The sequence below is a fragment of the Halomonas sp. 707B3 genome, assembly GCF_024158645.1.
Lineage (GTDB): Bacteria > Pseudomonadota > Gammaproteobacteria > Pseudomonadales > Halomonadaceae > Vreelandella > Vreelandella lionensis.
Genome location: NZ_JAMZBE010000110.1, coordinates 1 through 12,118 on the forward strand (window position 1 = coordinate 1; position 12,118 = coordinate 12,118).

15 protein-coding genes are annotated in these 12,118 nt (G+C 56.4%); 9 read left to right on the forward strand and 6 right to left on the reverse strand.

The genetic code is table 11. The features are described from left to right. The 4 genes from BIS10_RS13595 to BIS10_RS13610 form a co-directional block, all read left to right on the forward strand. On the forward strand, window positions 1-591 hold a 591-nt coding region (locus BIS10_RS13595; protein ID WP_253505945.1), incomplete at its 5' end, for a TRAP transporter large permease subunit. A 57-nt stretch (window positions 592-648) separates the two neighbouring features. After that, complete coding sequence (locus BIS10_RS13600; RefSeq protein ID WP_253505963.1) at window positions 649-1,149, forward strand: gluconokinase; 501 nt, start codon at window positions 649-651, stop codon at window positions 1,147-1,149. Between the two features lie 79 nt (window positions 1,150-1,228). Then, window positions 1,229-2,224 carry a gluconate operon transcriptional repressor GntR gene (gntR, locus tag BIS10_RS13605; protein WP_253505947.1) on the forward strand — a complete coding sequence of 332 codons (996 nt, stop codon included), beginning with the start codon at window positions 1,229-1,231 and terminating at the stop codon, window positions 2,222-2,224. A gap of 89 nt (window positions 2,225-2,313) precedes the next feature. After that, window positions 2,314-3,156: an MOSC N-terminal beta barrel domain-containing protein gene (locus BIS10_RS13610; RefSeq protein WP_253505949.1), complete on the forward strand. Its 843-nt coding sequence runs from the start codon at window positions 2,314-2,316 to the stop codon at window positions 3,154-3,156. Here the strand turns inward: BIS10_RS13610 and BIS10_RS13615 are convergent. Further along, window positions 3,110-4,015 carry a DMT family transporter gene (locus tag BIS10_RS13615; protein ID WP_253505951.1) on the reverse strand — a complete coding sequence of 302 codons (906 nt, stop codon included), beginning with the start codon at window positions 4,013-4,015 and terminating at the stop codon, window positions 3,110-3,112. The genes BIS10_RS13610 and BIS10_RS13615 overlap by 47 nt on opposite strands. A 204-nt stretch (window positions 4,016-4,219) precedes the next feature. Between BIS10_RS13615 and BIS10_RS13620 the strand changes: the two genes are divergently transcribed. The 3 genes from BIS10_RS13620 to BIS10_RS13630 all read left to right on the forward strand — a co-directional run bounded on the left by BIS10_RS13620 (window position 4,220) and on the right by BIS10_RS13630 (window position 6,416). After that, window positions 4,220-5,008 (forward strand): MotA/TolQ/ExbB proton channel family protein, encoded by a 789-nt coding sequence (locus BIS10_RS13620; protein ID WP_253505953.1) that lies wholly within the window; start codon window positions 4,220-4,222, stop codon window positions 5,006-5,008. A 3-nt stretch (window positions 5,009-5,011) separates the two neighbouring features. Further along, a complete protein-coding gene (locus tag BIS10_RS13625) occupies window positions 5,012-5,881 on the forward strand; it encodes a flagellar motor protein MotB (protein WP_083023060.1) in 870 nt (289 codons plus the stop codon). A 112-nt stretch (window positions 5,882-5,993) separates the two neighbouring features. Then, a complete protein-coding gene (locus BIS10_RS13630) occupies window positions 5,994-6,416 on the forward strand; it encodes an OsmC family protein (RefSeq protein WP_083023057.1) in 423 nt (140 codons plus the stop codon). 141 nt (window positions 6,417-6,557) lie between these two features. Here BIS10_RS13630 and BIS10_RS13635 read toward each other — a convergent pair whose 3' ends face one another. Further along, window positions 6,558-7,028 (reverse strand): PRC-barrel domain-containing protein, encoded by a 471-nt coding sequence (locus tag BIS10_RS13635; RefSeq protein WP_083023055.1) that lies wholly within the window; start codon window positions 7,026-7,028, stop codon window positions 6,558-6,560. 345 nt (window positions 7,029-7,373) lie between these two features. Here BIS10_RS13635 and BIS10_RS13640 point away from each other — a divergent pair, with 345 nt between their 5' ends. Continuing rightward, a complete protein-coding gene (locus tag BIS10_RS13640; RefSeq protein ID WP_392567181.1) occupies window positions 7,374-8,339 on the forward strand; it encodes a L,D-transpeptidase family protein in 966 nt (321 codons plus the stop codon). 7 nt (window positions 8,340-8,346) lie between these two features. Here the strand turns inward: BIS10_RS13640 and BIS10_RS13645 are convergent, their stop codons facing one another. From BIS10_RS13645 to BIS10_RS13660, 4 genes are read right to left on the reverse strand one after another with little or no spacing between them, the layout of a single operon-like run. Then, window positions 8,347-9,000: a response regulator transcription factor gene (locus BIS10_RS13645; RefSeq protein ID WP_253505955.1), complete on the reverse strand. Its 654-nt coding sequence runs from the start codon at window positions 8,998-9,000 to the stop codon at window positions 8,347-8,349. After that, on the reverse strand, window positions 9,000-10,526 hold the full coding sequence (locus tag BIS10_RS13650) for a PAS domain S-box protein (protein ID WP_253505957.1): 1,527 nt from the start codon (window positions 10,524-10,526) through the stop codon (window positions 9,000-9,002). Before BIS10_RS13650 ends, BIS10_RS13645 begins: the two co-directional genes overlap by 1 nt. Before the next feature lie 3 nt (window positions 10,527-10,529). Continuing rightward, the gene (locus tag BIS10_RS13655) at window positions 10,530-11,198 is read right to left on the reverse strand and encodes a 2OG-Fe(II) oxygenase (protein ID WP_253505959.1); all 669 of its coding nucleotides are present in this window, start codon (window positions 11,196-11,198) and stop codon (window positions 10,530-10,532) included. Further along, complete coding sequence (locus BIS10_RS13660) at window positions 11,195-11,866, reverse strand: CoA pyrophosphatase (RefSeq protein ID WP_253505962.1); 672 nt, start codon at window positions 11,864-11,866, stop codon at window positions 11,195-11,197. The genes BIS10_RS13655 and BIS10_RS13660 overlap by 4 nt, the downstream gene beginning before the upstream one ends. A 93-nt stretch (window positions 11,867-11,959) precedes the next feature. Between BIS10_RS13660 and BIS10_RS13665 the strand changes: the two genes are divergently transcribed. Beyond that, window positions 11,960-12,118 (forward strand): zinc ribbon domain-containing protein (locus BIS10_RS13665; RefSeq protein WP_253505967.1); only part of this gene is annotated, 159 nt, incomplete at its 3' end.

Consider the following 12,118-nt stretch of genomic DNA (forward strand, 5'->3'; position numbering starts at 1 on the left):
GTGTTCACCGCCACAGAAGCGGCGGTCGCGGCACTGCTTTACTCGCTGGCGATTTCACTGCTGGTTTACCGCGAGTTCAAGCTCAGCGAACTCATGGGCATGCTGATTCGTACCGCCAGGCTGACCGGGATGGTAATGATGCTGTTGGCCTTTGCCACCGTCATTGCGTGGTTCTTGACCATCAATATGGTTCCGCAAACGTTGGTACGTCAGGTACAGGCGATTACCCAGGAGCCGTTCCTTCTGCTGCTGATTGTGGCGGCACTGTTGCTGCTGGTGGGCTTTGTAATGGACCTCACGCCGGCCATGGTCATCATGGCACCCATGCTGGCACCTATCGTCACATCGGTCGGCGTGGATGCCGCTTACTTTGGCGTGCTGATGGCCTTCATTCTGGGGATTGGGCTGCTAACACCGCCGGTGGGCACCTGCCTTTATGTCGGCTGTGGCGTGGGCAAAGTCTCCATGGAATCACTAGTAAAAGCCATGCTGCCCTACTACGCCGCGCTGCTGGTTGTGCTGGTGCTGCTCATTGCCTTCCCAAGCATTGTGACTTGGTTACCTGACCTCACCGCTGTACGCGGTAACTGATAGGAGTCGCGAGTGACTACTTACTCAGCTCATAACGGCTCACATCGTATTCTCGTCATGGGGGTGTCAGGTTCGGGGAAGTCGCACATTGGTCAGCAGCTAGCGGCCAGTATGGGAGCCACCTTTATTGATGGCGATGACCACCACTCGCCAGCCAACGTAGCCAAGATGGCCAGCGGTACACCGCTGAACGACGATGACCGTCGCGACTGGCTAGCAACCCTGGCTGGGCTATTTGCCGAGTATAAGGCGCGGGATGAGTCGGTGGTGATTGCCTGCTCTGGCCTGAAACGGCGCTACCGCGACCGCCTTCGGGAAGGAGATAGCGCCTTGCGTATTCTTTACCTAGAAGGCACGCATGGGCTGCTGCGCGAGCGCTTAGAAACTCGTGCCGGGCACTTCTTTAAGGGCGACAGTATGTTAGCCAGCCAGCTAGCCGACCTAGAACCACCGGCAGCAGATGAGGCGGTGACGCTCTCCATCAGCCTAACACCGGCGGTGATCGTCGAGCGTTTTAGCGCCACGCTGATACCCGAACAGCGCCGCTCATTAGGCTAAAGGAAGGGATAGGCGACGGGCTCTACTATTCGTTATGGTAGGGCCCGAGTGCCACCCATCGTACAAGGCAGCAACGCCATTGAAGAAAAAACGCCCTACATTACAAGATATTGCTGATCGCGTTGGTGCTACCAAAATGACCGTCAGCCGCTGTTTGCGCGACCCGGAAACGGTGTCTGAAGGGCTTCGTGAGCGTATCTTTAGTATCGCCGAACAGATTGGCTACATCCCCAACCGCGCCCCAGACCTGTTATCCCGCGCTACCAGCCACTCAATCGGTGTGCTGGTGCCCTCGCTGACCAACCAAGTATTTGCTGATGTCATCGTTGGTATCGAAGCCTATACCGAGCCAGCAGGCTACCACCTAATGCTTTCCCACTACGGCTACAGTCAGGAGCTGGAGGAGCGCAGCCTTGCCTCGCTGCTGTCGTATAACGTTGATGGTGTGATTCTGTCCGACCGTGACCATACGCCGCGTAGCCTGCGCATGCTGGAAACCGCCGGCATTCCGATTGTCGAGATCATGGACACTCACCGCCCGCCGCTGCAGCAAGCGGTGGGCTACGATAACGTCCGCGCCGCCTACGATATGGTCAGCGAGATGATCCGGCGTGGTCGTCGCCAAGTTATCTACTTAGCTGTGCGTTTGGATGAACGTACCCGCCAGCGTGAGCTGGGCTATCGTCAAGCCATGCAAGAACAGGGGTTGGCCCCGGTGACGCTGCAGAGCAGTCAGCGCTCCTCCTATACCGTAGGCGCCGCACTGATGCAGGAAATTCAGCGTAACTACCCCGAAGCAGACGGCATTTTCTGCACCAATGATGACGTTGCCGTGGGCGCTTACTTTGAGTGCCAGCGCCAGGGCATTCATGTGCCGGAACAGATGGCGATTGCCGGGTTCCACGGCCACGATGTTGGTCAGGCAATGACGCCCCGCCTTGCCAGCGTTGTCACACCCCGTAAGGCAATTGGTGAAGCCGCCGCAAAGGCCCTGCTGGCACGGATCCGTGGCGAAGCGCTGGAGCAGAAAGTGGTGGATTTGGGGTATCGTATCGAAGCGGGTAAAACGCTATAGCGCCCATCCTAAAAACTGTTTGGCTGCTTACGATAACCTCGTTAGGCTAGCGTTTTATCCTGCTATGCCCGAGAACGCGTGAGGCCGCTGTGAAAATTACTCAATTAACGGTTTATCCGGTGAAATCCCTCCAGGGGATTGATGTGACCCAAAGTGAAATTCATGCCCATGGCCTCGCCTGGGACCGCCGTTGGATGCTGGTGGATTCCCACCAGCGCTTTGTCACCCAGCGCCAATTGCCCGCCCTAGCCACCGTGTCGGTTGCACTAACCCCTGATTCCCTCGTGCTTTCTCATCCCGCCGTTGAGCCTATTTCTATCTCGTTAGAAGAGCCCCAGGGCAACTTACGGCTGGTCTCGGTATGGGGCGATCACTGTAAAGCGCTGCCGGAGAGCGAAGTGGTGTCCGAGTGGCTGGAAGCCGCCTTGGGCGAGCAGGCCAAGGGCATCAGCCTAGTGCGCTTTGCCACCACGTTCACCCGTGCGGTGGAAGAGGACTTTCTGGCAGGTGGCGAAGCCCACACTTATTTTTCCGATGGCTACCCCTTTTTGATCACCACCACCGGTTCGCTAGATGCCTTAAATCAAGCGCTGGTAGAGACTGGGCATACGCCGGTACCCATGAACCGTTTTCGTCCTAACATCGTGGTGGAGTGTGATGACGCTTGGGAAGAGGATCGCTGGGCAACGCTGGCTGCAGAGGGATACCAGCTAACTCTGCGGAAACCTTGCCAGCGCTGCAAAATCACCACTGTTGACCAGCGAACGGGCACTATTCCCACCCAGGCCGAGCCACTAAAAACGCTCTTGGCGTTGAATACCCAGCCCCACTTAAAAGGTGCGCATTTTGGTCAAAATGCCACCTTAGCAGCAGGGGATGGCAGCGTTATTCGTGTGGGGGACGTGGTGTCGGCAACGCCCCGCGAGGCCTGAATCGCAGCAGCTTAGTAGCAATCGCGGTTCCCAGCAGGGTAATCACCATGCCCGTGACGACCTGTAGGCTCAGCGTTTCATCCAGTAGCAAATAGCCCCACAGCAGCGCGCTAACGGGTACCAAGAAGGTCACCGTCGAGGTGGCGGTGGCTCCAGCGCTTGCTAGCAAACCAAAGTAGAGCAGAAACGCCAGTGTGGTGCTGAGCATGGCCAGCGCCAGCGCATTTCCCCAAGCCAGCGTGCTAACAGGCTCGCTTGGCCATAGCAGCACGCCGGGAATCAGTAGTACCAGCGCCGACATGGCGCTGCTGCCAGCCGCCAACACCCGTGTAGGCAAGTGGCTCAGCCGTGTTTTAGAGTAGTTGCCCGCAATGCCATAACAGAACGTGGCGCCTAACACGGCAATAATAAACCAGCCGTCGCCGCCTAAGCCGAAGTCCAGCCGATTCGCTGAGAGCACATACACGCCAAGCAGCGCTAGCGCTAACCCCACGTACTGCTGGCGCTGCACCGGCGTGGCAAAAAAGGCGGCCCCTAACAGCGCGGTGAAAATCGGCGTAGTGGCATTAATCAGTGACGTAAACCCCGCCTCTAGGCGCGTGGTTGCCAGCGCTAGGAGCGAGAAGGGCAGCACATGGTTAACGATACCCAGCAGCAACAGTGGCCCCTTGTGCTGCCAGATCAGACGCAAGTAGTGCAGGCTCAGTAGCAGCGGCACCAGCAGCAAGGCACCAATGCCCATACGCACTAACACCAGTGGCACTGCGCCAAACTCAGGTGCTGCCACGCGCATGAATATAAACGACAGTCCCCATAAAGATGAAAGCAATAAAAGACGCAGCGCATCGGCTGATGACATGGTCTGTCCTTACGTAGATAACCGTAGTGTTAAGTGGTCGTCAGCTTAGCGATAAAGTGACAAAAAGCGAAGTGGGCACACGAAGTGGAGGCGAGTTTGTCAATATTAGTGATAGCACTAATTTAACATTGACGCCTATGGTAGGAGTCTCTACTGTCCCTGACATTCGTAAAATTGCATTTGATGACCCGTTAAGGAAATGCCGTGGATCTCGCAACGCTGATTGGCTTGGTAGGAGCTGCCGTACTGGTAGGTGCCTCTGTCATTATGGGGACCTCGCCCGAAGTATTTATGAATGCTACCGGGCTACTGCTGGTTGTTGGCGGAAGCCTTTTTGTCGTTTTGGCTAAGTTCAGCATCACGCAGTTTAAGTTTGCGTTTAAAGCGGCGGCGCGGGCGTTTAAATTTCAGTTACCCAGTATTCAAGAGAGTATTGAAGAGCTGGTGGAGCTCTCCAAGATTGCCCGCCGGGAAGGCATGATTGCCTTAGAGAGCCGGGAAGTGAACTCTCCGTTTTTGAAAAAAGGTCTGCAAATGTTGGCTGATGGATTTAGTGCTGACATGATTAAAGAGATGATGGAGAAGGAACGGCTATTAACGCTGGAACGTAACGAGGCGGGTGGCCAAGTCTTCTCTGCACTTGGCGAAGTTTCTCCTGCTATGGGCATGATTGGTACGCTGGTGGGGCTTGTACAGATGCTCTCCAATATGGGCGACCATTCTCTCATTGGTCCTGCTATGGCGGTCGCGCTACTGACCACACTATATGGCGCGATGATTGCCACCATGATTGCCACTCCACTAGCAGACAAGCTTTGGGTGCGAATGAGGCAGGAAGCCAAGATGCAGGAGCTGTGGATTGATGCGCTCTTGGCCATCAAAGGCGATAAGAACCCTCGGGTGCTTGAGCAAATGCTAACGATTTATCTTCCCCCCGAACACCGTAGCGAAGAGGGCAGTGAAGAGCGCACCGCAGCAGGCAAACAGGGATAAACCATGGCGCAGAAACAGACCAATATTCCCGCCTGGATGGTGACCTACGCCGATCTAATGTCGCTTTTGTTATGCTTTTTTGTCCTGCTGCTCTCATTTGCTGAAATCGATGCCCAGAAGTTTCGCCGCGTGGCGGATGAGCTTTCAAAAGCCTTCGGGGTGCAGCGGGATATCGAAGCCATGCAGGTGCCGATGGGCACCAGCGCGACGCTGCAACACTTCTCTCCCGCAACGCCGGACCGCACCTTGATTGAAGAAGTACGCCAGCGCACGATGCAACAGCAGCCACAGCTTGAGTCGATGCGGAACATGCTGGAAACCCAGCAGCGACAGCGCAGCCTGCAGGTTGCCAGCAGCGTAGAGGCACTTTTGGAGTCTTCTCTGCCCGACGGCGTGGCAGAGATTGAGATTGATGAGTTTCGTGTGGTAGTACGGATTGCTGAAAACGGCACTTTTGGATCTGGGACCGCCACGGTCACCCCCGCTTTTTCCAGCCTGTTACAGGAGCTTGCCGTACTGCTGGGTGATTTAACCGGCACAGTGTCTATTGATGGGCACACCGATAACGTACCTATTCGCACTGCTCAGTTTCGCAGTAATTGGGACTTATCTGCGATGCGTGCCGCTTCAGTGGCGAACGTACTGGCTGAGACTGGCGAAATGTCACCAGAACGGCTATTGATTCAAGGGTTTGCCGAAACCCGGCCGCTTGCTTCTAACGATACCCCTGAAGGACGCGCGGCGAACCGTCGAGTGGAACTCACGATTGACGCCAGCGCCCCCTTTGAAGAGCGCGGAGAGCGCTCCCTTGATGCGTTGCAGGTCTCATCTGCTGAGCCTTCCCTACCGGTTATTGCGACAACGTCGCCATGATTTAGTAGCGTCAATAGAATCAGTGCACAGAATCAGCTACGCTGAGTGGGCACGGAACGCATATCTGCGTTTCCCCTGTGATAAGCCAACTAGCCTAGGAAAGGAGAACAGAATGGATAGTAAAGCAAGCGCACACTGGGAAGGTGGTCTTAAAGATGGGCAAGGTAAGGTTGCTACAGAGAGTGGTGTTCTGGATGCAGACTACTCTTTCAAGCAGCGTTTTGAAGGCGCGCCGGGTACCAATCCCGAAGAGCTCATCGGTGCGGCTCACGCCAGCTGTTTCTCCATGGCCCTTTCGATGATTCTGGGTGAGAAAGGCTACACTGCCGATTCTATTGATACCCAGGCGCGAGTAACGCTGTCGCAAAGCGACGCAGGTTTTGATATTTCCAGCATCCATTTGGATGTGGAAGCAAGCGTCAGTGGTGCCGACGAAGCTGCTTTCCAAGAAGCCGCTGAAACCGCTAAGGACAACTGCCCGGTATCTAAAGTGCTCAACGCTGACATTACCATGTCAGCCAAGCTTAAAGGTTAATACGTCAGGCGCTGTTACATGGCAGCGCCTTGCAGTTTTAATAAGCTATATCAAAAGGGCCTTGCCGATTGGCAAGGCCCTTGTTCTGTGAGCAAAAACTACGTAGTTTTTACTGTGTGGATTTTTGCTGATTAGTGCAACTTACTCCGGCTTGTCGTTAACGTTCTCTTCGCTGTTATTAAGCTCAGTATCGCGCTCTGTAGTAAGGTCATCGCCGCGCTTGTACTCTTGAGCTTCCTGCAGGGCTTCTTCAGAGGCGTTAACGGAAATCACATAGTCTTCACCGTTTTCATCTTTAGTGAGTTCAAGTGACTCCCATTCGATGGCGACATTTTTTTCGCCCATCCCCAGGAAGCCACCAACACCCACGACCACGGCATTAATTTTGCCGTCTTCATCGATAATCAGGTCATTGATGGTGCCAATATCTTCATCGTTTTCAACGCTACTGCGAACCTGGTTGCCCGTCAGTGAATCAGAGTGAAAAGTGTTTTCCGGCGCATGGGTAAGGTAAGACGCTTCCATACCCGTGCTGTTCTCATTGGCCTGGGCGATACCTGCGGTGGCCATCATAGCCGGAATAATCAGCGTGCTGAGAAAAGTCGGTTTCATCGTTATTGCTCCTTGCGTGTTGATGAAGAGGGCTAGCCGTGCTCCTGTTAATCCCTAAATAACCTAATAGCGATAATGTAACGGCAGGCTGATGTTACGCACGACGACTCCTTTGTACTCCGAGTTGGCCCTGCACTTCGCTGTGCAAGGACACTTCTCAAGGTAGGGGTTGAAGCGTGTTTTGCAACGTACATAGCGAATTCTTAACTAAAATCAACGATGTGAGAAAGCTGCTTTTTAGCTTACTGCGACAGTCTGGCGAGTTGATCCGTAGCCTGCTACTGGGCATATTCGTACCAACATGGCTCACCAATCGTAGCGTGAGCCGCATAAAAAGGAGAACGCATGACCCTGATTGCACACGTAATGCCGTTTCAGCAGTTTAAACAGCACTTAGCAAGCGGTGTGGTGGCGCTAAGCACTTGGCTAATGGCAACGGGCGCGCTAGCTAGCGAAGCCGAGCTGCCGAAAGGACACTTTTTACTGCCTGACGCGGGCAATATGGTGGGCGAGGTCTATACCGTCACCGCCAGCGAAGAGGATACGCTGCTGGACATTGCCCGGGAGCACAACGTGGGCTACGAAGAAATTCGCATGGCCAATCCTGATACCAGTATCTGGGTGCCGGGCGAAGGCACTGAAGTGACGATTCCCAGCCAATTTATTCTGCCCGATGAACCCCGCACCGGCATTGTGATTAACGTTGCCGAGCTGCGTATGTACTACTACCCCGAGGTAGAGGATGGCGAAGCACCCCGAGTAGAAACCTATCCTATCGGCATTGGGCGCGACGCTTACAATACGCCGCTGGGTATTACCGAAACCACCATGCGCCTTGAAAATCCGGCCTGGTATCCACCTGAGTCCATTCGCCGAGAGGCAGCCGAGCGCGGCGACGCACCTCCTGCCGTGGTCCCGCCTGGCCCTGATAACCCGTTGGGGCAATACGCTATTTTGCTGGATATCCCCGGCTATTTGATTCACGGAACGAACCAACCAGACGGTATCGGCATGCGCGCCAGCCGTGGCTGTATTCGCATGCACCCTGAGGATATCGAGTCGGTGTTCTGGCGCGTGCCGGTGGGCACACAGGTGAACATCATCGATGCGCCGATCAAGCTGGGTTGGGGAGCCGACGGCGAGGCCTACATTCAGGCCTTCACGGCGACCGATGATCAGGCGTTTGGCATGGATAAGCTCTTGAGCGTGGTGAGTCTGATCGAAGAGCACGAAGGCGAAGGTCGCGCGAACTATGAGCAGGTCAGTCGCGTGTTAGAAGAGGCTAACGGCCAGATTGTGCCGTTAAGCTAACCCTTGCCTAAGTGGAGACAGGCAGTAGCGTAGGCACCAATGACAGCGCTACTGCCTGGCGCACCAGCTCCGCCACATTAGCTGCCCCCATCGCCTTCATCGCACGCAGCCGATATACCTCAACCGTTTTGGCGCTAATACCCATATGGTCGGCGATCTCGCGGTTCGTCATCCCCTCTGCGACGTGAACAACAATGCGCTGCTCTTTCGGGCGCAGCGCCTCAAAGCAGGCTTTTAGCTGCGCTATCGCCTGCTGACGCTGGTGCTGCTGTTCGGCACTGTTTAGTGCCTGCTGCACGACTTCGATCAGCTGCTGATGATTAAACGGCTTCTCGATAAACTCAAACGCACCGTTTTTCAGCGCCGCCACCGCCATGGGCACATCGCCGTGCCCTGTCATCATAATGATCGGCAGGTAAGCGTGCTGGTCGACTAGCTGCTGCTGCACCTGCAGCCCGCTCATCCCCGGCATGCGAATATCTAACAGCAGTGCGCCAAAGGCGTTATGGGCGGTGGCTAGAAAGGCATCACCGCTGGCAAAGGCATGAGTGGTTAACCCCACCGATTCCAACAGCCACACCAGCGATTCCCGCAGGGCGTCATCGTCGTCGACCACCGCAATGACGCTGGGAGGTGGTGAAGTGTGAGTAGACGAGGGCATTAGGCATCGGTCTCCGTTCGCAGTGACACGTCAAAACAGGCACCTTTAGCGCTGTCGGCGCGCAGGGAGAGGGCGCCTCCCATACTTTCCATGAGAGTGCGGCTAATGGCCAGCCCCATGCCGAGCCCTTCATCGCGGGTGGTAAAGAAGGCGTCGAAAATCGTTTGCTGGTGCGCTTGTTCCACCCCCGGCCCCTCGTCCTCAACGCTTAGTGTGATCTGGCGCTGGCCGCTTCGCCGGGCGCTCATGCAGACAACCTTGGCGTCGTTCACTCGGCGGCTAGCGGTCAGCGCGTTCAACAGTAAGTTCACGATGACCTGCTCCAGCGCAATTGGGTCGGCGTAGATACGCGGTAGCGTATCGGGCACGCGTACCACTAGCTCAATCGATGCTTGCTGATACTGCCACTCACAGAGCCGACAGGCGGCCGCGATGACGTCCGCCAGCACCAGCGGTCGCACTTGGTGGCTACGCTTACGTACAAAGCTGCGCAGGTGGCGCAGACGCTGGGCGAGGCGCTGTACTTGCTCGTCAATGCGCTCCAGCGGAAGCTGTAGCTCGCTGGCGAGCAGTGTGGGCTGCTGGCACTTTAACAGCGCGCCGCTGGTGTAGTTGGCAATAGCGCCTAAGGGTTGATTCAGCTCGTGGGCGATATTGGAGGCAAGCTCCCCCGCAGCGGCTAGCCGGTTAGCATGGGCAATCTGCTCTTGGTGGCGACGCGCCTGGGCCTCGGCGGCTTTGCGGGCGCTAATATCGCGATTCACCAAGGCAAAGTGGCCAGGCTCGGCCCCCCGGCTGCGGTGGGCCAGTACCACACTGAGCACCGGCACGCTTCCGCTTGCGGTGCGCATTTCCAGCTCGCCACTCCATGAGCCGTAACGCTCCACGGCGGGAAATACTACCTCATCTAATAAGCGCAGCGACTCGGCTTGGTATAGCTCACTGAGCGCAGTGGACGCTTCGTTTGGCAAGGCAAAGCAGCGGCGAGCGGCTTCGTTAGCACTGAATACCCGCTGGTTTGGCCCTAAAAACAGCACGTAGTCGGTGGTGGATTCAACCACCTGCGCCAAACGCTCGCGAGTCGCTTCGGCCTCAATGCGACGCCCAACGTCTCGGGAGACGCACAGGATATCGATCAATTCGCCGGTCTCGGCATCCCGCCGGGTGCGGCTGGTGGTTTCAAACCATACATAATGGCCTGCTTTGGCGCGGAAACGGTAGGTTTGCTGATAGAAACCGTCGTGGTAATACACCCGTGGCGACTTGTTGAGCAGGTCGTTCAAATCGGCTGGGTGAAACAGCTGATACGCGGAGACACCGATGAGCTCGTCGGGTTCATAGCCCAGCAGCTCCCGCGCGGCCTGAGAGGCATACAAAAACGTGCCGTCTCGGGCGTGGCGAGAGATCAGATCCGTGGTGCTCTCGGCTAGCCACTGATAGTGGCGCTTTTCCTCCTCGAGTGTGGCGTTGCGCGCTTCTAAGGTGGCCACTTTTGCTGCGAGGGCTGCCTCTCTCTTATTGCTCATAAATTAGCGGGCAGGATCTAATACGCCGCCCATTGATGCGTTGCGGCGGAACCAGCCCGCAATGCTAGCGCGAGGCTGGCGGGTGGGCAGCACTTCGTGGGGAATGGTTTCCGATAAAAAGCAGGCAAACGTACCGGCTTCGGGCACCACGCGGGCCACTTCCAGGGCTGGGTCATCTGGATGGTAAATCACCATTTCACCGCCGCCGTCGCTCGGCCAGTCGGGGTTTAAGTAGCCAACGGTGGAAATCACGCGGTTGGCCCGCCCGCGAAAGCTGTCCAAGTGGCGCTGGTAGAAGGCTCCGGCAGGGTAGTGAGCAAAGTGGGCTTCGTACTCAAACAGGCCAAGAAATAGCGCTTGGTTGAGAGACTGCTGTAGCTCTGCCATAGCATCCAGGTAGCGGCGCTGAGCGTCGCTCTCTCGGTCTAGCCAATGGATAGCATCACCCCGGATATCTTTACGTAAGTGGTGCTGCTGGCCTCGGCCGATGCCGGCCTCATCCAGCGCGTCGTGTTCGGCGAGGTGGTGGATCTCGCGGTGCAGCGCTTGACACAGAGCCGAGTCGATCACCCCTTTCCCCACATACCAACCTTGTTCCACCAGCGCGTCGACCAGCTCCAAATGGGCTTGCGGGTCAAGAGCGGGAGAGTCCAGTTCAGATAAAGCGATCATTTCGTGATTCTCGTAACGGGCGCGCGTTCGGCTGTGGCCGAGCGACTGCTTGTGGGGGTGCGTCGTTCGGGGTAGTGGCGTAAAGCACCGGGTGGGCGCTGATAAAGGTCAATGTTCATACCAAACCCTTCCGCCAACAGCTCGACCAGCATCATCGCAGACAGCCCCCAAATAATGTGGCCATCTACCTGATAGCTGGGCACATAGTGGGCAACGCCATCGACGGTAATCACGTCGGTATGGGTGCGCTGGTCATCTAAAAAGTGGCTGAGAGGGACTTCAAAAATGGCGTCCAGCTCCGCTGGGTCCGCCACCAGCGGTAGATCCGGAGGAATAATACCCACCCAGGGCGTTACGCGAATGCCGTGCAGCGAAATCACGTCCGACAGCCGCCCTAAGGGTTGTACCAGCCCAGGGGCTAGCGCAATCTCTTCTTCTGCTTCCCGCAGCGCTGTGGCGTATAGATCAGCGTCACCCGGTTCACGTTTACCGCCAGGAAAAGCGACTTGGCCACGGTGGGTATTCAAGTGGCTGGCCCGGCGAGTAAACAGTAGTGTGGGGGCAGGTCGCTCAACAATCGGCATGAGCACGGCAGCTTCCGGCAGTGCTACATGGTCTAGCCGTTGAGGGGTATGCTGTTGCAGCTGTTTGCGCAGTTTCTCTAACATAGGAGTCTCTTTACTTTGCTCTCTTTTACCCAGCCACGGTGAGCATCGTCAAGCACGTTGATGCCTCGACCCACCAGCCGTAGAGAAAATGCGATGAACTTTTGTAGTCAGTGTGGTGAGAAAGTCCGGTTTGCCGTTCCCGAAGGTGACGACCGCCCCCGCTATTTATGCGACGGCTGTGGCACGATCCACTACCAAAACCCTCGCATTGTGGCGGGCACGCTGCCGGTCAGTGGCTCCAAAGTGCTGCTC

Excerpts from the sequence above, each read along its gene's own strand:
- BIS10_RS13650 (WP_253505957.1), bottom strand. The coding sequence starts at position 10,526 with ATGAGCAATAAGAGAGAGGCAGCCCTCGCAGCAAAAGTGGCCACCTTA.
- BIS10_RS13630 (WP_083023057.1), top strand. The coding sequence starts at position 5,994 with ATGGATAGTAAAGCAAGCGCACACTGGGAAGGTGGTCTTAAAGATGGG.
- BIS10_RS13635 (WP_083023055.1), bottom strand. The coding sequence starts at position 7,028 with ATGAAACCGACTTTTCTCAGCACGCTGATTATTCCGGCTATGATGGCC.
- BIS10_RS13655 (WP_253505959.1), bottom strand. The coding sequence starts at position 11,198 with ATGATCGCTTTATCTGAACTGGACTCTCCCGCTCTTGACCCGCAAGCC.
- BIS10_RS13645 (WP_253505955.1), bottom strand. The coding sequence starts at position 9,000 with ATGCCCTCGTCTACTCACACTTCACCACCTCCCAGCGTCATTGCGGTG.
- BIS10_RS13615 (WP_253505951.1), bottom strand. The coding sequence starts at position 4,015 with ATGTCATCAGCCGATGCGCTGCGTCTTTTATTGCTTTCATCTTTATGG.
- BIS10_RS13660 (WP_253505962.1), bottom strand. The coding sequence starts at position 11,866 with ATGTTAGAGAAACTGCGCAAACAGCTGCAACAGCATACCCCTCAACGG.
- BIS10_RS13600 (WP_253505963.1), top strand. The coding sequence starts at position 649 with ATGGGGGTGTCAGGTTCGGGGAAGTCGCACATTGGTCAGCAGCTAGCG.
- BIS10_RS13640 (WP_392567181.1), top strand. The coding sequence starts at position 7,374 with ATGACCCTGATTGCACACGTAATGCCGTTTCAGCAGTTTAAACAGCAC.
- BIS10_RS13625 (WP_083023060.1), top strand. The coding sequence starts at position 5,012 with ATGGCGCAGAAACAGACCAATATTCCCGCCTGGATGGTGACCTACGCC.